This is a genomic window from Streptomyces sp. NPDC006733 (genome assembly GCF_040636125.1).
GTDB lineage: Bacteria > Actinomycetota > Actinomycetes > Streptomycetales > Streptomycetaceae > Actinacidiphila.
In genome coordinates this window covers 300,791-321,043 of sequence record NZ_JBEYJD010000002.1, presented here as the reverse complement: position 1 = coordinate 321,043, position 20,253 = coordinate 300,791, and the positions used below count along the sequence as shown (strand labels likewise).

Here is a 20,253-nt window from a genome sequence, read left to right as displayed (position 1 = left end):
CACCGCTCACCCGCCGGACGGGTCGGAGGCGGCCCGTCCGGCGGCCGGGCGCAGCACCCCGGCGCCCACCACGAGCCCCGCCGCGAGCAGCGTCACGAGCCCGAACGACACCGTCAGGGACGTGGCGTTGGCGATGACCCCGATGGCGGCCGGGGCCACCAGGCCCGAGGTGTACGTCACGGTCGCGACACCGGCGATCGCCTGGCTGGGTACCGGGCCGGCGTGCCCGGCGGCGGCGAAGCAGAGCGGCACGACGACCGCGATGCCCACACCGAGCAGCGCGAAGCCGGTGATGGCCAGCGGCTGCGCGTCCGCCGCGACCACCAGCAGCCCGCCCACGACGGCGAGCATGCCGCCGCCCCGCACCGTCCGCACCGGGCCCAGCCGCCGGACCACCGCGTCCCCGGCGAGCCGGGTCAGGGCCATGGTGCAGGCGAAGGCGGTGTAGCTGGCCGCGGCGACGCCCGCCGAGGCGCCGGTGACCTCGCGGAGGTAGACCGCGCACCAGTCCATGCTGGCGCCCTCCGCGAAGACCGCGCAGAAGCCGATGGCCCCGATGACCAGGGCGGCGCGCGGCGGCAGGGCGAACCGGGGCGGTGCCTCCGCGTCCAGTTCCGGGTGCAGGTCGGGGGCGCCCGCGCAGGCGAGGTAGCCGAGCGGGATCAGCAGCGCGGCCACGACCCCCAGGTGCAGCCGGGCGTCGACGTTCCCGTGCGCGGCGGCGACGCCGACCGCGGAGCCCACCAGGGTGCCCGCGCTCCACATGCCGTGCAGCCCCGACATGATCGACTTGCCCTTGCGCTGCTCGACGTCGACGCCGAGCGCGTTCATCACCACGTCGGCCATGCCGGACGTGGCACCGAAGACGAAGAGCAGACCGCAGAGCGCGACCAGGTTCGGTGCCGCGGCGGGCAGTGCCAGCGCCGCGCACCACAGGGCCAGCAGGCCGCGCAGCGCCGCCCGTGAACCGAACCGGTGCATGATCCGGCCGGCCAGCGGCATCGCCAGGGACGCTCCGAGGGCCGGGAAGACCAGCGCCAGGCCGAGCTGCCCCGCGCTGAGGTCCAGGTGGTCCTTGATCCACGGGATCCGGGTGGCGAAGTTGCCCGTCACCGACCCGTGCACGGCGAAGACCGTCGCGATGGCTAGGTGGGCGCGGCGGAGCCCCGGCTCGGCCTTCTGCGTCGCTGCACTTGTCATGTCGCGTAAACTATCAGGGAGCCTGCCTGATAGAAACAGCACTGCGGATGCCCGTCCGGCGTCCGGTCTCTGGAAGGATTCCGGCATGACCGCCACCCGCGCGCACGCAGGTCCCCAGCTCGCCGGCCCCACCGCCTCGCCGCGCACGGCCCGCGTCATCAACGACCGGCTGGCGCTGGGGCTGCTGCAGAGCGAGGGGCCGCTGACCGCGGCCCAGCTGAAGACCCTCACCGGGCTGTCCCGGCCCAGCGTCGCGGACCTTGTCGAGCGGCTCCAGGACGCCGGACTGATCAAGGTCGTCGGCACCGCGGGGGAGGACCGCCGCGGCCCCAACGCCCGGCTGTACGCGATCGTCGCCGACCGCGCCTTCATCGCCGGCGTGGACGTCCGCACCTCCGGCATCGCCATCACCGTCGCCGACCTGCTGGGCCGCACCGTCGGCACCGCGGTCATGCCCGTCGGCGCGTCCGACGCCCCCGACGAGATCACCCGGCGCGGGACCGCACTGCTGGAGAGCACGGCGCGCGAGGCGGGCGCGAAGGCGCTGCACACCGTCGCCTTCGGGGCGCCGGGCCTGGTCGACCCCGCCACCGGCCAGCTGCGCGCCACCGGAGCCCTGCCCGCCTGGCACGGCGACCTGGTGACCGAGGTGCGCGGCCGGCTCGGGATCCCGGTGCTGCTGGAGAACGAGTGCAACCTGGCCGCGGTCGCCGAGCAGCGGGTCGGCGCCGCCCTCGGCCAGCACACCTTCGTCCTGCTGTGGCTCGGCGCCGGCGTCGGGGCGGCCGTCGTGCTCGACGGGCAGCTGCGGCGCGGCGCCTCGGGCGGCGCGGGCGAGATCGGCTTCCTTCCGGTGCCCGGCACCTCGCGGCTGCCGTCCGTCACCGACTGCGAGGGCGGCTTCCACTCGCTGGCCGGCTCCGCCGCGGTCTGTGCGCTCGCCCGCCGGCACGGCTTCACCGAGCCCGGCGACGGCATCGACACCGCGGAGGCCGCCGTCCGCTGGGCCCGCGGCCCCGGCCAGGAGGAGCGCGTCCCGGCGTTCCTGGACGAGCTGGCCGACCGGATCTCCATCGGCACGGCGGCCGTCTGCGCCGTCCTGGACCCCGGCTGCGTGGTGCTGGCGGGCGAGATCGGCCGGGCCGGCGGCGACGCGCTGGCGGGCCGGGTCGCGGCGCGGCTGCCGCTGATGACACCGCTCAGCACCGACGTGCGGGCCGGCACGGTCGCCGGCAGCGCGGTCCTGCGCGGCGCCGTGCTCTCCGCGATGGACGCGGCCCAGGAGGATCTGTTCGTCCCGGCGCCGTGAACCGCCCGTGAACCACGGTGAACCGGCGAGAACACCCTGCGAACGGGCCCGCACCGCCCGGGGGGCCGGTACCCCCCTCAGAACCCCGTGGCGCAGCGTATTCCGGCCACTTCCGTGAGTCAGAGCACAGCCACCTCTCTACCGTTGCTGTGATCCGACGTGGCAGACTGGCGCATGTATCAGTGACGTTTGCGCACTCCGGGGTCGGTGCAATTCCGAACCGGCGGTTACAGTCCGCGACCCGTCCGCAGCCAGCGGCCGGTTGACCAGGTGAAACTCCTGGACCGACGGTTAAAGTCCGGATGGGAGGCAGTGCGCGGCGGGCTATCACCGGTACGCCGCTGCTGTCGGCTCGTCCCCTGGGCGAACCGTTTCCCGGCCTCGGCGTCTCCTGGTGCGTCGTCCGCTTCCTGTCCTTCGTGACAGCCCCGGAGTCCGTGCCCCATGAGGCAGGAGGACCCGGTGGCCACAGCAGTTCCGGCCCACATCGCGGCAATGCGCCGAGCCATCGAGCTCGCCGCCCGCGGGCTCGGCTCCACCAGCCCCAACCCCGTCGTCGGCTGCGTCGTCCTGGACGCCGCGGGCCGCACCGCCGGTGAGGGCTGGCACCAGCGGGCCGGCGGCCCGCACGCCGAGGTCCACGCGCTGCGCGCGGCCGGTGAGGCCGCCCGCGGCGGCACCGCGCTGGTCACCCTGGAGCCCTGCGACCACACCGGCCGGACCGGCCCCTGCTCCCAGGCCCTCATCGAGGCGGGCGTCGCCCGCGTCGTCTACGCGGTCGCCGACCCGAACCCCGACGCCACCGGCGGCGCCGAAACGCTGCGCGCCGCCGGGATCGACGTCGAGGGCGGGCTGCTCGCCGCCGAGGCCGCCCGCGGCAACGAGGTCTGGCTGACCACCCTCGCCCGCCGCCGCCCCTTCGTGGTGTGGAAGTACGCGAGCACCCTGGACGGCCGGATCGCCGCCGCCGACGGCACCAGCCGCTGGATCACCTCCGAACCGGCCCGCGCCGACGTCCACCGGCTGCGCGCCGAGGCGGACGCCGTCGTCGCGGGCTCCGGCACCCTGCGCGCCGACGACCCGCACCTCGCGGTGCGCGGCCTGGACGGCGCCACCCAGCCGCTGCGGGTCGTCGTCGACACCGCCGCGACCGTCAAGCCCGGCGCCCGGGTGCTGGACGGCGCCGCGCCCACGCTGATCGCCGTCGCCCAGGACACCGCGACCGCGCACCTGGACGGCCTCGCCGAGACCGTCCGGCTGCCCCGCGCGGCCGACGGCCCCGGACTGGACATCCCCGCCCTGCTCACCGCCCTGTACGAGCGCGGAGTCCGCTCCGTGCTCCTGGAGGGCGGCCCGACCCTGGCCGGCGCCTTCGTGGCCGCGGGCGCCGTCGACAAGGTCGTCGGCTACCTCGCGCCCGTCCTGCTCGGCGCCGGTCCTGCCGCGATGGCGGACGCCGGAATCACCACCATCACGCAGGCGTTGCGGCTCGATGTGACCGAAGCGGTCCGCATCGGCCCCGACCTCCGCATCACCGCATACCCGCACGCCGAGGAGAACTGAGTGTTCACCGGAATCGTCGAAGAACTGGGCGAGATCACCGCAGTCGAGGAGCTGGCCGATGCCTCCCGCTTCCGGGTGCGCGGCCCCGTCGTCACCGAAGGCGCCAAGCACGGCGACTCGATCGCCGTCAACGGCGTCTGTCTGACCGTCGTGGACTTCGGGGACGGCGAGTTCACCGCCGACGTGATGGCCGAGACCCTCAAGCGCTCCAGCCTCGGCGCGCTGGCCGCCGGATCCCGCGTCAACCTGGAGCGCCCGATGGCGCTCGGCGGCCGCCTCGGCGGCCACCTCGTCCAGGGCCACGTGGACGGCACCGGGACCATCGTCGAGCGCACGCCCGCCGAGCACTGGGAGCTCGTCAAGGTCTCGCTGCCCGCCGAGCTGACCCGCTACGTCGTGGAGAAGGGCTCGATCACCGTCGACGGCATCAGCCTCACCGTCGTCGACGCGGGCCCCGACTACTTCACCATCAGCCTCATCCCGACCACCCTCGCGCTCACCACGCTCGGCTTCAAGCAGCCCGGCGACCCGGTCAACCTCGAGGTGGACGTACTCGCCAAGTACGTCGAGCGGCTGCTCGGCGCGAACCGGACGGAGACCACGCCATGAGTGCGCTCGACTGGCTCAACAGCGAGGCGTTCACCGCTTTCGACCAGCACATCCTCTGGTCGGACATGGCCGGCAACCTGCTCGGCCTCGGCGCCCTCGCGCTCGGCTGGCGCCGCTCCATGCTGACCTGGCCGGTCCAGCTGCTCTCCGGCCTGGTGCTGGTCGCCGCCTACGCCTCCGCGCACCTCAGCGGCGGCATCGGCAAGCAGCTCGTGGTCATCACCGTCGCGGTGTGGGGCTGGGCCCAGTGGCGGCGCGGCGGGGCGACCAAGGGCCGCCTCGCCATCCGCTTCGCCACCTGGACCGAGCGGGCCTGGCTGGTGGCCGGCACCGCCGCGGGCACCGTCGCCCTGGCGCTGCTCTTCACCGCCTTCCCGAAGCTGTCCTGGGACCCGTGGCCCGACGCGTACATCTTCGTCGGCACGCTGACCGCCATGGTCGCCCAGGCCCGCGGCTGGGTGGAGTTCTGGTTCGCCTGGCTCGCCGTCGACGTGGTCGGCGTCCCCCTCGCCTTCAACAACGGGCTGGCCTTCTCGGGCCTGGTCTATGTCATCTACTTCGTCCTGGTCCTCCTCGGTCTGCGCGCCTGGTGGCTGCAGACCCGGACCGACAGGGCGCCGAGCGGGACCGTCCCGGATGGAGTCACGGCATGAGTGCGCTGCAGACCTGGTACACCGACCACGACGGTGACCTCACGCTCGACCCGGTCGAGCGGGCCATCGCCGACATCGCCGCAGGCCGCCCCGTCGTCGTGGTCGACGACGAGGACCGCGAGAACGAGGGCGACCTCATCATCGCCGCCGAGAAGGCCACCCCCGAGCTGGTCGCCTTCATGATGACCGAGTGCCGCGGGCTGATCTGCGTGCCGATGGAGGTCCCTGAGCTCGACCGGCTGGAACTGCCGCAGATGGTCGAGGCGAACACCGAGTCGATGAAGACCGCGTTCACCGTCTCCGTCGACGCGAGCGCCGCGCACGGGGTCTCCACCGGCATCTCCGCCGCCGACCGGGCCACCACCATCCGGATGCTGGCCGACCCCGCCTCCGTCGCGGGCGACTTCGTGCGCCCCGGCCACGTCTTCCCGCTGCGCGCCCGGCCGGGCGGCGTCCTGGTCCGCAACGGCCACACCGAGGCCGGCGTCGACCTGGCGCGGCTGGCGGGGCTGCGGCCGGCCGCGGCGATCGTGGAGATCGCCCGTGAGGACGGCACGATGGCCCGGCTCCCCGAGCTGGTGCCGTTCGCCCGCAAGCACGGCCTGGCGATCATCTCCATCGAGGACCTGATCGCCTACCGCCGCGCGGCCGAGCCCACCGTGCGCCGCGAGGCCGCGACCCGGCTGCCCACCGCCTTCGGCGACTTCCGGGCGTACGGCTACCGCAGCACCACCGACGGCATCGAGCACATCGCGCTCATCGCCGGCGACCTGGACGCGGACGGCGCGCTCGCCGACGGCGACGACGTGCTGGTGCGGGTGCACTCCGAGTGCCTGACCGGCGACGTGTTCGGCTCGCAGCGCTGCGACTGCGGACCGCAGCTGCAGGCGTCGCTCGAAAGGGTGGCTTCCGCGGGCCGGGGCGTCGTCGTCTACCTGCGCGGCCACGAGGGCCGCGGCATCGGCCTGCTGTCGAAGCTGCGCGCGTACGAGCTGCAGGAGCTCGGCCGCGACACCCTGGACGCCAACCTGGAACTGGGCCTGCCCGCCGACGCCCGCGACTACGGGGCCGCGGCCCAGATGCTCGCCGACCTCGGCGTGCGGTCGGTGCGGCTGCTGACGAACAACCCCGAGAAGGTCGACGCGCTCACCCGCCACGGCCTGAAGGTCCTCTCCCGCGAGCCGATGGCCGTCGCGGCGGGGGAGCACAATCTGCGGTACCTGCGGACGAAGCGGGACCGGATGGGCCACGACCTGCCGTGGCTCGACCCGGTCGTGACCAGCCCGTGCGGCAACCAGTAGCCGCCGCACCACCCGGCACGACCCCGCAGCACCCCGCACGAAACCGCACCACCCCGTACGACGAACACCGAACTGAGGAGAGACGTGAGCGGTAAGGGCGCCCCCGAGCTGACCGTGAAGAACTGCGGCGACCTGCGCGTGGCAGTGATCGCGGCCCAGTGGCACACCCAGGTCATGGACGGCCTGGTCGAGGGCGCCCTGCGCGCCCTGGCCGAGCTGGGCATCGACGAGCCGACCGTCCTGCGGGTGCCCGGCAGCTTCGAGCTGCCGGTCGTCGCCAAGGTGCTGGCCGGCCGCGGCTACGACGCGATCGTCGCCCTCGGCGTGATCATCCGCGGCGGCACCCCGCACTTCGAGTACGTCAGCCACGGCGTCACCGCCGGCCTCACCCAGGTCAGCGTGGACACCGGGGTTCCCGTCGGCTTCGGGGTACTGACCTGCGACACCGAGGAGCAGGCGCTCGACCGGGCCGGGCTGCCCGGATCGAACGAGGACAAGGGACACGAAGCGGTCACCGCCGCGGTGGCCACCGCGACCATCCTGCGTTCAGTATCCGAACCCTGGCGCTGAGCGTCCGGCACTTCCGCGTAGGGTGTGAGCCACCATGGCCAAGAAGACATTCGAGGAGCTCTTCACCGAGCTTCAGCACAAGGCCGCCACCGGCGACCCCAGTACCTCCCGCACCGCCGAACTGGTGGGCAGCGGGGTGCACGCGATCGGCAAGAAGGTGGTCGAGGAGGCCGCCGAGGTGTGGATGGCCGCCGAGTACGAGGGCGCCGACCGCACCGCCGAGGAGATCTCGCAGTTGCTCTACCACCTGCAGGTGATGATGGTCGCCCGGGGAATCTCCCTGGACGACGTCTACGCCCACCTCTGAGCGGGCACACGAACCCACGCCCGTCCCCGCTCCCGAACGACCTCCCGCACGCCCCGAACCGCAAAGGAAGCCGTCCTCATGCTGCGCATCGCCGTTCCCAACAAGGGTTCACTCTCCGGGCCTGCGTCGGCGATGCTCCATGAGGCCGGCTACCGGCAGCGCAAGGAGTCCAAGGAGCTCGTGCTCGTCGACGCCGACAACGAGGTGGAGTTCTTCTACCTGCGGCCGCGCGACATCGCGATCTACGTCAGCTCCGGCCGGCTCGACATCGGCGTCACCGGCCGCGACCTGCTGCTGGACTCGGGCGCGGACGCCGAGGAGATCCTGCAGCTCGGCTTCGCCCGCTCCACGTTCCGCTACGCCGCGGAGCCGGGCACGGCGCAGTCGGTCAAGGACCTCGCGGGCATGACGGTCGCCACCTCCTACGAGGGCGTCGTCGAGAAGCACCTCGCCGACCACGGCGTCGACGCCTCCGTCGTGCACCTGGACGGCGCCGTGGAGACCGCGATCCAGTTGGGCGTCGCCCAGGTGATCGCGGACGTCGTGGAGACCGGCACCTCGCTGCGCAACGCGGGGCTGGAGGTCTTCGGCGAGCCGATCATGGAGTCCGAGGCGGTCGTCATCCGGCGTACCGGCGCGGACGCCGAGGACCCCAAGGTCGCGCAGTTCCTGCGCCGGCTGCAGGGCGTCCTGGTCGCCCGCCGCTACGTGATGATGGACTACGACATCCGTGTGGAGCAGGTCGAGCGGGCCGTGGCCCTGACCCCGGGCCTGGAGTCGCCGACCGTCTCGCCGCTGCACCACGAGGGCTGGGTGGCCGTCCGCGCGATGGTCCCGAGCCGCGACGCCCAGCGGATCATGGACGAGCTGTACGACCTCGGCGCCCGGGCGATCCTCACCACCGGCATCCACGCCGCCCGCCTGTGATGCCCGGCAGTCCCGACGCCGCCGCGGCCCCGCCCGAGCTGCCCGTCACCTTCCGTCCGGTCCGCACCCGTGTGGTGCTGCTGGCGGTCGGGGCGGGGCTGCTCACCGTGCTCACCGTCGTCGCGCTGATGATGCCCAGTGACGGGGCGCAGCCCTGGGGCCCGGGGGACCGGGCCACCATGATCATCACGGGCGTGCTGGTCTTCGCCCTGCTGGCGGTGCTCAGCCGTCCCAAGGTGGTCGCGGACGACACCGGGGTCACCGTGGTGAACCTGGTCGTCCGGCGCCATCTGGAATGGGCCGAGATCGTCAGGATCAATCTGCGCACCGGCGACCCGTGGGCCTATCTCGACCTCACCGACGGCACCAGCCTGGCCGCCATGGGCATCCAGCCCGGCGGCGGCCGGGACCAGGCGATCCGCGCCGCCCGCCGGCTGCGGGCGCTGGCCGAAGCGCGCGGCAGCGGGCAGCCCGGCACCGGGTAGGGCTGCCGACCGTGCCCCGCCCCTGACTACTCTGGTAGCCGGGCAGTGCTTGTGGAGACTGCCGTGCGGGGCCCCACCGACCCAAGGAGTGACACCCAAACGACGATGTCCGAATCGTCTGGTAGTACCTGCGCCGCCCCTCCCTCCAGCGGAGTTCGCGTAACTCCCGGAGCGGCGGCATGAGCACCTCGTTGCTGCTGCTGTGCGCGGCATTCGTCCTGATCCTCGCCAACGGCTTCTTCGTCGCCGCCGAGTTCGGTCTCGTGACCGTCGACCGGCCGGCCGCGGAACGCGCCGCCGCCGGGGGCGACCGCCGGGCCCGCAGCGTGGTGGCCGCGCTGCGGAAGCTGTCGTTCCAGCTCTCCGGCACCCAACTGGGCATCACGATCACCTCGCTGGTGGTCGGCATGCTCGCCGAACCGGCCCTGGCCCAGCTGCTCACCGGCCCGCTCGTCGCGGTCGGACTGCCCGAGGGCGCGGCCCCCGGGGTCGGCGTCGTCATCGGCATGATGCTCGCCTCGGCCGTGCAGATGGTCGTCGGCGAGCTCGTCCCCAAGAACTGGGCGGTCTCCCGCCCGCTGCAGGTGGCCCGGTTCGTGGCCGGCCCGCAGCGGGTGTTCTCCACCGCGTTCCGACCGGTCATCGAAGTGCTCAACACGATCGCCAACCGGCTCGTGCGGATGCTCGGTGTGGAGCCGGCCGACGAACTGGCCTCGGCGCGCACCCCCAGCGAACTGGTCTCGCTCGCGCGGCACTCCGCGCAGGCCGGCACCCTGGAGCAGGACACCGCCGACCTGTTCGTCCGCACCCTGTCGCTCGGCGACCTGACGGCCGCCAACGTGATGACGCCGCGGGTGCGGGTCAGCGCGTTGGAGGACACCGCCACCGCCGCCGACGTCCTGAACCTCACCCGGGCCACCGGGCTGTCGCGCTTCCCGGTCTACCGCGAGCGGCTGGACGACATCATCGGCATGGTCCACCTCAAGAACGCCCTGGCCGTCGCGGCCCCGCTGCGCGACCGCACCCCGGTGGGCCGCATCGCGGTCTCGCCGCTGCTGGTCCCCGAGACGCTGGCCGGACGGCAGCTGCTGCAGCTGCTGCGCAGCCAGCAGCCGATCGCCGTCGTCGTCGACGAGTACGGCGGCACGGCCGGGGTCGTGACCCTGGAGGACATCGTCGAGGAACTCGTCGGCGAGGTGCGCGACGAGCACGACGCCGTGGACCTGCCGGAACTGGCGCAGGCCCCGGCCGAGGACGGCCTGCCGGCCTGGGACGCCGACGGAGGCTGCCGCGTCGACACGCTCGCCCGGATCGGACTGCAGGCCCCCGAGGGCCCGTACGAGACGGTCGCCGGGCTCGTCGCGGACCTGCTGGCCCGCATCCCCGAGCCGGGTGACACCGCGGAGCTGCCCGGCTGGGAGCTGCGGGTGCGGGAGGTCGCGCACCACCGGGCGGAACGGGTGCGCATCGTGCGCACCGGAAGCGACACCGACACCGAGGACGAGCAGGGGGACGCCCGATGAGCTTCCTCCAACTGATCTTCGCCGTGCTGCTGGTCCTCGCCAACGGCTTCTTCGTCGGGGCGGAGTTCGCGCTGGTCTCGGTCCGCCGCAGCCAGATCGAACCGCTCGCGGCCGAGCAGCGCCGGGCCCGTACCGTCCTGTACGGGCTGGAGAACCTGCCGCGCATGATGGCGGCGGCCCAGTTCGGCATCACCGTCTGCTCGCTCACCCTGGGCGCGGTCGCCGAGCCGACCATCGCCCACCTGCTGGAGCCGCTCTTCGAGGCCGTGCGGATGCCCGAAGGGCTGGTGCATCCGGTCGGGTACGTGCTGGCGCTCGCCATCGTGGTCTCGCTGCACCTGGTGATCGGCGAGATGGTGCCGAAGAACCTGGCGATGGCCGCCCCGGAGAAGACCGCCCTGTGGCTCAGCCCGGGACTGGTGGCCTTCGCCCGGCTGTTCCGTCCGGTGATCTCGGTGCTGGGCAGCTGCGCGCGGGTCATCCTCAAGCTGTTCCGGGTCGAGCCGAAGGACGAGGTCGACTCCGTCTTCACCAGCGAGGAGCTGACGGTGCTCGTCGAGGACGCCCGGCGTGCCGGGCTGCTCGACCACGACGAGCAGGAGCGCCTGGAGGACGCCCTGGAGCTGGGCAGCCGCCCGGTCACCGAGGTCCTGCTGCGCCCCGCCGAGCTGATCACGGTCGATCCGTCGGTCACCCCGCGCCAGGTCGAGGAGCTGACCGTCCACACCGGGTACTCACGCTTCCCGGTGGCCGGCCCCGACGGCCTCTACCTCGGCTATCTGCACGTCAAGGACGTGCTGGACGTCGAGGACGGCACCTGGCCGGTGCCGCAGCGGCTCTGGCGCCCGATGGCGACGCTCCGTGCCGACCTGCCGCTGGACGACGCGCTGACCGAGATGCGGCGCGCGGCCTCGCACCTCGCGGCGGTCGCGGACGCCGACGGCCGGCCGATCGGGCTGGTCGCGCTGGAGGACGTGCTGGAGATGCTGGTCGGCGAGGTCCGCGACCCGGCGCACCGGGAGCTGCCGACGATCGCCGGACGGGCCTGACGAAGCCCGCCGCCGCCGCGGCGGACCGGCCCTACTCGGCCGGTTCGCCCGGCGGCACCCCCGGGCCGCGGCCGGACAGCACCTCGCCGTACGCCTGCATCAGGTCCGGGAGCCGAAGAGTCGACAAATCGTCACGACTGGGCGAGCCCGGGTAGTCCGACAGCCGCAGATCGCGGTACGCGCAGCTCTTCTCGTACAGGGTGCGCAGCAGCCGGCCGTTGCCCAGCTCGTCTATCCACCCCTGGTCGACGACGTGCGCGCTGATGGCCCGCAGCTCCTCCAGCGCCTCCTCGTCCCAGTGGTCGCCGTTGTCGGCGGCCAGCACCTCGCCGATCCGGGTCAGCTCCAGCGGCCGGTAGCTGGGGAAGTCGACCCGGGTGGTGAAGCGGGAGCTGAGCCCGGGGTTCACCGCCAGCAGCCGGTCCATGCCCTCCGGGTACCCGGCGAGGATCACCACGAGGCGGTCGCGGTTGTCCTCGGCGCGCTTGAGGAGCACCTGCAGCGCCTCGTCGCCGTAGGCGTCGCCCTTGGAGTAGCCGGAGTTGGACAGGGCGTACGCCTCGTCCACGAAGAGCACCCCGCCGAGCGCGGAGTCGATCAGCTCGTTGGCCTTGACCGCGGTCTGCCCCAGGAACTCGCCGACCAGATCGGACCGCTGGGCCTCGACGAGATGGTCGCCGCCGAGCAGCCCGAGCGCGTAGAAGACCCGGCCGAGTATCCGGGCCACGGTGGTCTTGCCGGTGCCGGAGGGGCCGGAGAAGACGAAGTGGCGCTTGGGGGGCTGCACGGGCAGCCCCTGGCCGGCCCGCAGCCGCGCCATCCGCAGCTGCGCGGACAGCGCCCGCACCTGCCGCTTCACCGGCTCCAGGCCGACCATGCGGTCCAGCTCCGCGAGCGCCTGGCCGAGCAGCATCGGGTCGGGCGCCGTCATCGACAGCGGGGGCGGCAGGGCCGGTGACCCGGCCCCGGCCTTCTCCCGCACGTCGTCGTCGGGCGGCCCGAGCGTCAGCGTCGGCTCCTCCAGTTCGGTGCCGGGGCCGCGGCCGTCCAGCGGCTCGCCGGTCAGCAGCGCGGCGTCCGGACCGTCGAGCACGTCGGGGGAGGCCTGGCCGAAGCCGGACAGCGAGACGGCCGCCAGTCCGGCCGCCGCGCCCTCGTCGAGCCCGTCGGACTCGTTGATCGCCGCCAGCCGGGCGGCGGTGTCCATGAAGGCCGGGTCCACCCGGTGCACCGCCCGGTACAGCGGCAGCGCCGCGGCGGTGCGGCCGGTGCCCTCGTAGGCGCGGGCCAGCCAGTAGCGCAGCTCCTTGCGCTGCGGCTGCTCGCTGCGGCAGCGCATCAGCGCGGCGGCGAGCAGCGGTTCGGCCTGCCCGCACAGCTCCAGCCGGACGCGGGCCATGCCGCCGAACAGGCCGGCCTCGATGCCGAGCGCCGGATCGCCCAGCAGGGGTTCGGTGTTGCGGACCAGCTGCTCCCAGTCCTTGACCAGGTAGGCCCGGCAGGCGTGCAGGAAGCGGACCTGCCGGTCGGTGTCGACGGGCGGGCACTCGGCCAGCGCGCGGTCCAGCTCGGCGACATGGCGGCCGTCCAGCCAGTGCGAGGCGTGCGCGAGCAGCAGGTCGCGGTCGGACTCCAGCACCGGCTGCACCCACCAGCCCAGCCAGTACCAGGAGTTGAGCGACCGGCGGTGCAGCCGGCGCTCCTCGCCGAAGCGGTCCCGGTGGCGGTACATCTGCAGCAGCGCGGTCGAGGTGTCCGCCCGCAGCGCGTGCAGGCCCAGCCAGGCGTCCGCCATGCCCGGATCGAGCCGGACGGCCGCGCGGAACTCCTCCTCGGCCTGCGCGTACGCCCCGACGGTGTAGGCGTCCACGGCGCGCAGCCAGGCGAGGCCGGCGGGGGCGCCCGTGCGCTCTGTCCCGAAGTCCATCAGGTCCCCACCAACCGTTCCCCCGCGGCTTGCTGCTGTATCCCGCCCCAACCTCGATGATCGGAACGGGAGTTGGCACAGGGGAGTCATACCCCCCCCTGCCACCGCACCCCGATCGCATCGTACCTGCGATAACCGGCGTTCCGTAGGGCGGCGCAGCCCTCCCCTCGGCGCCACGCCGCTCGACGCACGGACTCCGGATGGTGACGGTGGGTGAGGGTCATGGGGCACCAGGGGGCCGGTGGGCCGGGTGCGGACACGGCGAAGCCCCCGGTCACGGGGGAACAACCGGGGGCTTCGGATCATGGGAGCGGCCCGCAGCGGCCGCGTATTGAGAACGTAATTCCTGTACACCCCCCCGGTCAAGCCGCTCCCGAAGGCTCCGCCGGGGTCGTCCGGAAGTGGCAGCGCACCGACGGTGACCGGTCACGTTCGGTGACGGATCATGCCGTTCGAGAACGCCTCCCGGGCCCCGGAAGCATCTCGTATCCCTCTGGTCGCAGGAGCACCACATGGTCGGCGAAGGGCCGCGAGGGATCGGACAGGAAATGCGCGTCCTGCGCGCGCATCCACGAGGACCAGAACGCGTCCATCCCCGGTCCGTCCCGCAGCTGCCCGCGCTCCCTGGCCGTGTCGCGGGGCACCTCGAGCCACAACAGGTGCGCCAGCGACGGGCGCAGGGCGGCCCGCCCGCTCCCGACGCCCTCCAGCAGGACCACGGGCGCGGCGGGCACCTCGCGCACTCCCGCGAAGCGCCGCAGCGTCCAGTCGTAGACGCCGTGCCGGCCGGGCCGGCCGGCCGCCAGCGGCCGAAGGACCTGCTCGCACAGCCGGCCGGTCCACTCGAACAGCTCGTCATGGGTGGCCAGATCGTCCAGATGGACGACGGGCGCGCCGCCGAGCGCGGCCGCGAGGCGGGCGGCGTACGTGGTCTTGCCGGAGCCGGCGTGCCCGTCCACCGCGACGACCCGGACCGGGCCGCAGGAGGGCGGCAGCTCCCGCAGATGCGCGGCGAACCCCGCGAGGGGGTCGCACGGGGCGGGGGCGGCGTGATCGTTCATCGGGCTCAGCGTAGCGAGCCCGCGGCACGGCGCGACGTCCCGCCGGCGGGCGCCGTTCACCGCGACGCGACCCGCCGGGCGCCCTCCGCCGGGCGCCCCGTACGTCTACCGTGTGACGCGTGACCGACTCCTCCGCTTCCGCCTCCGCCGCCGTCGGGCTCTACCCGGCCGAGCGCCTCGAACTCGCCCGTGAGGCCGCCGCCCGTGCGGGCCTCGACGCCCTGCTCATCTCGCCCGGCGCCGACCTGCGCTACCTCACCGGCTACCAGGCGCTGCCGCTGGAGCGCCTGACGTGCCTGGTGGTACCCGCCGAGGGCGACGCCTTCCTCGTCGTCCCCGCCCTGGAGCGGCCGGCCGCCCTGGCCTCGCCCGTCGGCGCCCTGGGGATCGACATCACCGGCTTCGCCGAGACCGACAACGCCTATGAGCTGATCGCCGGACGGCTGCCGGCCGGCGCCCGCCGGGTCGCCGTCGACAACCACATGTGGGCCGAGAAGCTGCTCGCCTTCACCGCCGCCCTGCCGAAGGCCGAGGCGGTGCTGGCCGGCGGGGTGCTGCAGGAGCTGCGGATGCGCAAGAGCCCGGCCGAGGTGGCCGCGCTGCGCCGGGCGGGGGCCGCGATCGACCGGGTGCACCGCAGGATGGGCGAGTGGCTGCGGCCGGGACGCACCGAGCGCGAGATCGCCCGCGACATCGCGGACGCGATCCTCGCGACGGACCACGCCACCGTCGACTTCGTCATCGTCGCCTCGGGGCCCAACGGCGCCAGCCCGCACCACGAGGTCTCCGACCGCGTGGTCAAGGCCGGCGACCCGGTCGTGGTCGACATCGGCGGCACCACCGAGGACGGCTACTGCTCCGACTCGACGCGCACCTACGCCGTCGGGGAACCGCACGCCGACTTCCGGGAGCTGTACGACGTGCTGCAGCGCGCGCAGCACGCCCAGGTGGAGGCGGTGCGCCCGGGGATCACGGCCGAGGCGCTGGACGCGGTCGGGCGCGACATCATCGCCGCGGCCGGCTACGGCGACCACTTCATCCACCGCACGGGGCACGGCATCGGCCTGGAGACGCACGAGGAGCCGTACATCGTGGCGGGCAGCGACCGCCCGCTGGAGCCGGGCATGGCCTTCTCCATCGAACCGGGCATCTACCTCCCCGGCCGGTTCGGCGCCCGCATCGAGGACATCGCGGTCTGCACCGAGAACGCGGGCGAACGGCTGAACCTGACGGGCCGTGACCTCGTCGTGCTGCCCGGCTAGCCCGACCGGGCGGCGCCGGGCCGGACCTGGGTGTTCGTCCCGGCGGAGCGCCAGTGGTCTGCTCCAATGTTGCTCCGGGGCGCGCGGTGGAAACCCTGGCAGAAGAGCCGGGGGAGCCGCGATAGTAAGGCGCATCCGCCGCGTGCCCGCCGGCGCGGCAGGACCGACTCCGTCGTTCACAGCGAGGGGAACACCGCCATGACCAGACCCGCTCCGCGGCGCACCGTCCTGACCGCCGCGCTCGCCGCCGTGGCCGCCACCGCGGCCGCGCCCGCGACCCTCGCGGCCGCCGCCCCGCGAGCCGCCGGCAGGCCGGGGGAGACGGAGGAGGGGGGAGCCGCGGACCGGAGCGCTCCCGCCCGCGGCGGCCCGGCGGACAGCGCGCCGGTGGACTACACCGGCTGGACCTCGTACACCGACTGGCGGTGCGGCGAGCGCGGCGGCACCCGCCCGGTGGCGGGGGCCCGGCCCGGCCTGGTCATCGACCACCCCAGCGGCTCGCTCGACTACACCGACCCGCACACCGGCACCACGGCCACCTGGGACTCCGCCACCTGGACCTCCCCGGTGCGCACGCTGGAGCACCCCGCGAGCGAGCTGATCGCCTCGTGGAACGCCCGCACCCCGGCCGGCACCTGGCTCCAGGTCGAGCTGCTCGGCACGTACACCGACGGCACGGCCACCCCCGCCTACGTGCTGGGCCGCTGGGCCTCGGGGGACGGCGACATCAAGCGCACCTCGGTCGACGACCAGACCGACGGGAAGAGCAGCGTCTGGACCGACACCTTCTCCGTCGACGACGCGGCGGCCGGCCCGCTGCTCGCGTCGTACCGGCTGCGGGCGACGCTGTACCGCAGGCCCGGCAGCCGGCTCACCCCGACGCTCTGGCGGCTGGGCGCGATGGCCTCCACCATCCCGGACCGCTTCACCGTCCCGGCCTCGGTGCCCGGCGCGGGCGCCGGCATCGAACTGCCGGTACCGCGCTACTCGCAGAACATCCACAAGGGCGAGTACCCGGAGTACGACAACGGCGGCGAGGCCTGGTGCAGCCCGACGTCCTCGCAGATGGTCGTCGAGTACTGGGGCCGGCGGCCCTCCGCGGCCGACCTCGCCTGGGTGGACCCGGCCTTCGCCGATCCGCAGGTCGACCACGCGGCCCGCTTCACGTACGACTACCAGTACCAGGGCTGCGGGAACTGGCCGTTCAACGCCGCCTACGCGGCGACCTACCGCGACCTGCAGGGCGTCGTGACCCGGCTGCGCTCGCTGGACGACGTCGAACGGCTGATCCGCGCCGGCATCCCGGTGATAACGTCCCAGTCCTTCCTCGCCACCGAACTGGACGGCGCCGGCTACGGCACCTCCGGGCACCTGATGTGCGTCGCCGGCTTCACCGCCGACGGCGACGTGGTGGCCAACGACCCCGCCAGCGCGAGCGACGAGGTGGTGCGCCACGTCTACAAGCGGGCCCAGTTCGAGACGATCTGGCTGCGCACCAAGCGCTACAACGCCTCGGGCAAGGTCAGCAGCGGCACCGGCGGCGTCTGCTACCTCTACTGGCCGGCCCACCCCAGCCCGGGCCAGCGCCGCGCCCTGGCCGCCGTCGGCATCAGCTGATCAGCGGCGGGTCCCCCCTCCGGCCGTGGCGGGGGGACCCGCGCCGCCGCGCCCGCTCCGACGCGGCCGGCCACGGCCATCCCTCCCCGCGCAGGTCGTGGAGGCGAATGCGCAGGACGCGCTCGGTGACGCCGAGCGCCGCGGCCGCGGCGCGGACGTCGGGAGCCCACCCCGCCGCCGCGGCGAGGTCGGACAGGGCGACCAGTTTGCGGGCGGCCTCGAGGTCGGCCCGCCTCTCCTGATGGACACCGAGGACTCCGAAGCCGCACGCCGCGTCGTCGCAGAGGACGTGTTCGAGCTCGTGTGCGAGAACGCACCGTTCCTGGACGGGGCTGAGACCCGTCGCGATGACGATCTTGCGATGGACCGGCGACCAGGCGCCCCAGGTGTCGCGGAGCCACACCCGCAGTACGGGGATGCGCATCTCATCCAGCAGTACGGCCGGCGAATAGGGCATATGTCCCCTCCGTCTATCAGACGAGTGGGAGGCACCCCGGTAGATCATCAGATGTACCCCAAGTGCGCCGCCGAGGGAAGTAGGCCTTCGGGCTACTCCTCGGGGCGCTCCATCGCCCGCAGAATGCGCTCCTCGTCGTCGCGTGCGGGTCCCTCACCCGCCGCGTGCGGGCGGTACGCCGCCAGGCGGTGGTCGTTCCGCGTCGCCGCGGCCTGACGGGGGATCGACTCCACGAGCCGCTGGAGCGCGGTCTCGAAGGCGTCGCGCAGCGCCGGGTCCCCGCCCAGTGCCGAGCACAGGCGGCCGAACTCGTAGACCCTGGGCATCAGTTCGATCAGGTCGAGGCTTCCGGGGGCCGGCGGGGGGCCGCCCGCTGGTGGCACGGAGGGCCGCTCCAGCCGCGCCTGCGGACGGGAGGCCGGCACCGGATCGCCTCCGTCGAGGACGAGGTGCACGCTCTCCGGAGTCCAGCCGTGCGCGGCCGCGATCTTGACGACGGTGCGCGGCAGTTGCTTCAGGGGCGTGGCGCCGGCCTCGGCGCTGTACACGGCCTTGGTGGAGACCCCGGCCTCCTCGGCGAGCTTCGCCTGGGTGAGCCCGCGCCGGTCCCGGGCGTCGCGGAGCAGCCTGCCGAGCCTCTTCCATGCTTCGGGGTCCCGGTTCACGCCGTCCGCTCTCCTCCAGAAACGCCGTTCGGCCTGCCAGGGAACAAGCTAGCAAGATCCGGCAGCGTGGCCCTAGCAACTCACGGTCTGACGCCGTTACTTACTGAATTCTACTGAATATTGCGGTCGACTCTCTTGCTCAGATTTCTGTTTCCTACGTAATCTTACGAGTGCGCATGTCGCGCGGATTGACTCTCCGATCGGAATCAGGAGGCGTCGTGTCCCGTACCCGGGCCTTACTCGCCGCTCTTGTTCTTGCCGCTTCGGTCCTCCTGGGTGCCGCCGCACCCGCCTCGCAGGCCGAGGCGCCTCCGCCGTCCTTCGCGCTGCCGCTCTCGCTCGACCTGCACGACGGGGTCGTCCAGAAGTTCGGCGGCACCTACTACGCCTACGGAACCCAGTACCGCTGTGGTTTCCAGTGGCAGGTTCCCAGCACCTGGTGCGGGTTCGGGGCCTCCAGCGCGCCGTCCCTGAGCGGGCCGTGGTCCACTCCGGTCCGGCTCTTCTCGCCCGCCGACACCGACCCGTGGACGGGCACGACGTGGCAGACCGAGTGCGGCGGCGGATCGGCCTACGGGTGCTTCAACCCGAGGATGCTCCAGCGCACCGGCTGGGGCAGCGACGACGGCGTCTTCATCCTGTGGTTCAACTCACCGGCGGACTACGCCCGCAACCACGCCAACGCGTACAACGCGATGGGCTGCAACGGCCCCCTCGGTCCCTGCGGTCCCTCGGCCGGGCCGCCGTACGGCTCCTACGCCAAACCGTCGCTGACCATCTGCGCGGGCAACGGCGACTTCGGCTTCATCGCCGGCGCGACCCCCGGCGCCCGTCCGGCCCTGGTGTGCACGATGCCGGGCAGCGCCGCACTGAACATCGAGGAGCTCAACACCTGGGGCGTGGGCGGTGACGGCACGGGCGTCCGGGGTGCCGCCGGCCTCTCCCACATCGAGAGTCCGGGCGGCTGGTACGACGCGGACTCGGGCCGGTACGTGCTGACCTACTCCGACGTCAACTGCGGCTACTGCACGGGCACCGGAACCGGCTACGCCACCGCCACGAGCCTGTACGGCACGTGGACCGCGCCGGTGAACCTGGGCTTCGGCCAGCCGGCCAACGGCCGCCGGGTCTTCTCCGCCAACTCCTGCGGAGGCCAGCCCCGCACCGTCAGCGTCGTGGACGGCCGGCCGTTCCAGGGCATCGACCTGTGGACGGGCAGCAGGAACGAGACCGCCGCCGGATCCCTCTTCCTGCCGCTCGACTACGGCACCGCGACCGGGACCCCCGGGGACGGCGGCGTGTGGCGCCCGCCGCTCTCCCTGGCCTGCTGACGCGGCTCCCGACAGCCCTGCGCGGAGGGGGTATCCCTCCGCATGAGCGCCCGCGGAAGCGCACCGGTCGTCGGGAGGCACCGTGCGCCACGTGGGTCCTGCCGCCCCGGCCCCTCGACGAGGGGCCGGGGCGGCTCGTCCCCGGCTACCTCTCGTGTTCCGCTCCGAAGGGGACCGGGCCGTTGCCGGTGACCTCCGCGCGTCCCGTCTCCGGGAACACCTTGGTGATGACGCACTCTCCTTGCCGTCCGTTGGGCAGCCGCAGGTCAAGGGTCTTGCCGCGCACCGCCCAGCGGCTGCCGCCCACGGTCGCGTGGAGGCTGCCGTGCCAGGCCGACAGGCGGCCCTTCTCCTGGATCGCGTAGAGGTCGGCCTCGACCGGTGTCCCGGCCCCGTCCGCGATCACTGTTGCCCAGCCCCGATAGGTGTTTCCCATG

The 20,253-nt window shown here is 73.5% G+C and carries 20 protein-coding genes and 1 riboswitch; of the genes, 14 read left to right on the top strand and 6 right to left on the bottom strand.

Features of this window, described 5'->3' with window-relative positions:
* Nucleotides 1-6: 6 nt before the first annotated feature.
* The gene (locus ABZ721_RS03690) at nt 7-1,200 is read right to left on the bottom strand and encodes an MFS transporter (RefSeq protein ID WP_358786910.1); all 1,194 of its coding nucleotides are present in this window, start codon (nt 1,198-1,200) and stop codon (nt 7-9) included.
* An 85-nt stretch (nt 1,201-1,285) separates the two neighbouring features.
* On the opposite strand from ABZ721_RS03690, the gene ABZ721_RS03685 reads away from it, so the two are divergent.
* The 11 genes from ABZ721_RS03685 (at nt 1,286) to ABZ721_RS03635 (ending at nt 11,496) form a co-directional block, all read left to right on the top strand.
* On the top strand, nt 1,286-2,509 hold the full coding sequence (locus tag ABZ721_RS03685) for an ROK family transcriptional regulator (protein WP_358786909.1): 1,224 nt from the start codon (nt 1,286-1,288) through the stop codon (nt 2,507-2,509).
* 189 nt (nt 2,510-2,698) lie between these two features.
* Nucleotides 2,699-2,829, top strand: a riboswitch (FMN riboswitch).
* Nucleotides 2,830-2,953: 124 nt separating this feature from the next.
* A complete protein-coding gene (gene ribD, locus ABZ721_RS03680) occupies nt 2,954-4,072 on the top strand; it encodes a bifunctional diaminohydroxyphosphoribosylaminopyrimidine deaminase/5-amino-6-(5-phosphoribosylamino)uracil reductase RibD (protein WP_358786908.1) in 1,119 nt (372 codons plus the stop codon).
* On the top strand, nt 4,073-4,681 hold the full coding sequence (locus ABZ721_RS03675; RefSeq protein WP_358786907.1) for a riboflavin synthase: 609 nt from the start codon (nt 4,073-4,075) through the stop codon (nt 4,679-4,681). It begins immediately after the preceding gene.
* Nucleotides 4,678-5,334: a nicotinamide mononucleotide transporter family protein gene (locus ABZ721_RS03670; RefSeq protein WP_358786906.1), complete on the top strand. Its 657-nt coding sequence runs from the start codon at nt 4,678-4,680 to the stop codon at nt 5,332-5,334. Before ABZ721_RS03675 ends, ABZ721_RS03670 begins: the two co-directional genes overlap by 4 nt.
* Complete coding sequence (locus tag ABZ721_RS03665; RefSeq protein WP_358786905.1) at nt 5,331-6,635, top strand: bifunctional 3,4-dihydroxy-2-butanone-4-phosphate synthase/GTP cyclohydrolase II; 1,305 nt, start codon at nt 5,331-5,333, stop codon at nt 6,633-6,635. The genes ABZ721_RS03670 and ABZ721_RS03665 overlap by 4 nt, the downstream gene beginning before the upstream one ends.
* 84 nt (nt 6,636-6,719) lie before the next feature.
* Nucleotides 6,720-7,205: a 6,7-dimethyl-8-ribityllumazine synthase gene (gene ribH, locus ABZ721_RS03660; protein WP_358786904.1), complete on the top strand. Its 486-nt coding sequence runs from the start codon at nt 6,720-6,722 to the stop codon at nt 7,203-7,205.
* 34 nt (nt 7,206-7,239) lie between these two features.
* Nucleotides 7,240-7,512 carry a phosphoribosyl-ATP diphosphatase gene (locus tag ABZ721_RS03655; protein WP_138353026.1) on the top strand — a complete coding sequence of 91 codons (273 nt, stop codon included), beginning with the start codon at nt 7,240-7,242 and terminating at the stop codon, nt 7,510-7,512.
* Nucleotides 7,513-7,590: 78 nt separating this feature from the next.
* The gene (gene hisG / locus ABZ721_RS03650) at nt 7,591-8,439 is read left to right on the top strand and encodes an ATP phosphoribosyltransferase (RefSeq protein WP_358786903.1); all 849 of its coding nucleotides are present in this window, start codon (nt 7,591-7,593) and stop codon (nt 8,437-8,439) included.
* Entirely contained in the window at nt 8,439-8,924 is a 486-nt protein-coding gene (locus tag ABZ721_RS03645) for a PH domain-containing protein (protein WP_358786902.1), read from the top strand. The genes hisG and ABZ721_RS03645 overlap by 1 nt, the downstream gene beginning before the upstream one ends.
* Before the next feature lie 179 nt (nt 8,925-9,103).
* The gene (locus ABZ721_RS03640; protein ID WP_358786901.1) at nt 9,104-10,447 is read left to right on the top strand and encodes a hemolysin family protein; all 1,344 of its coding nucleotides are present in this window, start codon (nt 9,104-9,106) and stop codon (nt 10,445-10,447) included.
* Nucleotides 10,444-11,496 (top strand): hemolysin family protein, encoded by a 1,053-nt coding sequence (locus ABZ721_RS03635; RefSeq protein ID WP_358786900.1) that lies wholly within the window; start codon nt 10,444-10,446, stop codon nt 11,494-11,496. The genes ABZ721_RS03640 and ABZ721_RS03635 overlap by 4 nt, the downstream gene beginning before the upstream one ends.
* A 31-nt stretch (nt 11,497-11,527) precedes the next feature.
* Here ABZ721_RS03635 and ABZ721_RS03630 read toward each other — a convergent pair whose 3' ends face one another.
* Nucleotides 11,528-13,423: an AAA family ATPase gene (locus ABZ721_RS03630; protein ID WP_358786899.1), complete on the bottom strand. Its 1,896-nt coding sequence runs from the start codon at nt 13,421-13,423 to the stop codon at nt 11,528-11,530.
* 443 nt (nt 13,424-13,866) lie between these two features.
* On the bottom strand, nt 13,867-14,484 hold the full coding sequence (locus ABZ721_RS03625; RefSeq protein ID WP_358786898.1) for a hypothetical protein: 618 nt from the start codon (nt 14,482-14,484) through the stop codon (nt 13,867-13,869).
* Between the two features lie 119 nt (nt 14,485-14,603).
* On the opposite strand from ABZ721_RS03625, the gene ABZ721_RS03620 reads away from it, so the two are divergent.
* Nucleotides 14,604-15,746, top strand: coding sequence for a Xaa-Pro peptidase family protein (locus ABZ721_RS03620; RefSeq protein ID WP_358786897.1), 1,143 nt, complete (start codon nt 14,604-14,606; stop codon nt 15,744-15,746).
* A 198-nt stretch (nt 15,747-15,944) separates the two neighbouring features.
* Nucleotides 15,945-17,363, top strand: coding sequence for a peptidase C39 family protein (locus tag ABZ721_RS03615; RefSeq protein ID WP_358786896.1), 1,419 nt, complete (start codon nt 15,945-15,947; stop codon nt 17,361-17,363).
* On the opposite strand, the gene ABZ721_RS03610 is transcribed toward ABZ721_RS03615, so the two are convergent.
* A complete protein-coding gene (locus ABZ721_RS03610) occupies nt 17,356-17,820 on the bottom strand; it encodes an ImmA/IrrE family metallo-endopeptidase (protein ID WP_358786895.1) in 465 nt (154 codons plus the stop codon). The genes ABZ721_RS03615 and ABZ721_RS03610 overlap by 8 nt on opposite strands.
* 92 nt (nt 17,821-17,912) lie before the next feature.
* Nucleotides 17,913-18,485 (bottom strand): helix-turn-helix transcriptional regulator, encoded by a 573-nt coding sequence (locus ABZ721_RS03605; protein WP_358786894.1) that lies wholly within the window; start codon nt 18,483-18,485, stop codon nt 17,913-17,915.
* A 218-nt stretch (nt 18,486-18,703) separates the two neighbouring features.
* Here ABZ721_RS03605 and ABZ721_RS03600 point away from each other — a divergent pair, with 218 nt between their 5' ends.
* Nucleotides 18,704-19,816, top strand: coding sequence for a hypothetical protein (locus ABZ721_RS03600; RefSeq protein WP_358786893.1), 1,113 nt, complete (start codon nt 18,704-18,706; stop codon nt 19,814-19,816).
* Nucleotides 19,817-19,961: 145 nt separating this feature from the next.
* Here the strand turns inward: ABZ721_RS03600 and ABZ721_RS03595 are convergent, their stop codons facing one another.
* The gene (locus ABZ721_RS03595) at nt 19,962-20,252 is read right to left on the bottom strand and encodes a hypothetical protein (RefSeq protein ID WP_358786892.1); all 291 of its coding nucleotides are present in this window, start codon (nt 20,250-20,252) and stop codon (nt 19,962-19,964) included.
* Nucleotide 20,253: the final 1 nt, after the last annotated feature.

Bases quoted from the DNA above. Each gene is read 5' to 3' on its own strand.
- ABZ721_RS03615 (WP_358786896.1), top strand. From the start codon at position 15,945: ATGACCAGACCCGCTCCGCGGCGCACCGTCCTGACCGCCGCGCTCGCC.
- ribD (WP_358786908.1), top strand. From the start codon at position 2,954: ATGAGGCAGGAGGACCCGGTGGCCACAGCAGTTCCGGCCCACATCGCG.
- ABZ721_RS03630 (WP_358786899.1), bottom strand. From the start codon at position 13,423: ATGGACTTCGGGACAGAGCGCACGGGCGCCCCCGCCGGCCTCGCCTGG.
- ABZ721_RS03665 (WP_358786905.1), top strand. From the start codon at position 5,331: ATGAGTGCGCTGCAGACCTGGTACACCGACCACGACGGTGACCTCACG.
- ABZ721_RS03640 (WP_358786901.1), top strand. From the start codon at position 9,104: ATGAGCACCTCGTTGCTGCTGCTGTGCGCGGCATTCGTCCTGATCCTC.
- ABZ721_RS03670 (WP_358786906.1), top strand. From the start codon at position 4,678: ATGAGTGCGCTCGACTGGCTCAACAGCGAGGCGTTCACCGCTTTCGAC.
- ABZ721_RS03655 (WP_138353026.1), top strand. From the start codon at position 7,240: ATGGCCAAGAAGACATTCGAGGAGCTCTTCACCGAGCTTCAGCACAAG.
- ABZ721_RS03595 (WP_358786892.1), bottom strand. From the start codon at position 20,252: ATGGGAAACACCTATCGGGGCTGGGCAACAGTGATCGCGGACGGGGCC.
- hisG (WP_358786903.1), top strand. From the start codon at position 7,591: ATGCTGCGCATCGCCGTTCCCAACAAGGGTTCACTCTCCGGGCCTGCG.
- ABZ721_RS03645 (WP_358786902.1), top strand. From the start codon at position 8,439: ATGCCCGGCAGTCCCGACGCCGCCGCGGCCCCGCCCGAGCTGCCCGTC.
- ABZ721_RS03625 (WP_358786898.1), bottom strand. From the start codon at position 14,484: ATGAACGATCACGCCGCCCCCGCCCCGTGCGACCCCCTCGCGGGGTTC.
- ABZ721_RS03635 (WP_358786900.1), top strand. From the start codon at position 10,444: ATGAGCTTCCTCCAACTGATCTTCGCCGTGCTGCTGGTCCTCGCCAAC.
- ABZ721_RS03610 (WP_358786895.1), bottom strand. From the start codon at position 17,820: ATGCCCTATTCGCCGGCCGTACTGCTGGATGAGATGCGCATCCCCGTA.
- ABZ721_RS03685 (WP_358786909.1), top strand. From the start codon at position 1,286: ATGACCGCCACCCGCGCGCACGCAGGTCCCCAGCTCGCCGGCCCCACC.
- ABZ721_RS03690 (WP_358786910.1), bottom strand. From the start codon at position 1,200: ATGACAAGTGCAGCGACGCAGAAGGCCGAGCCGGGGCTCCGCCGCGCC.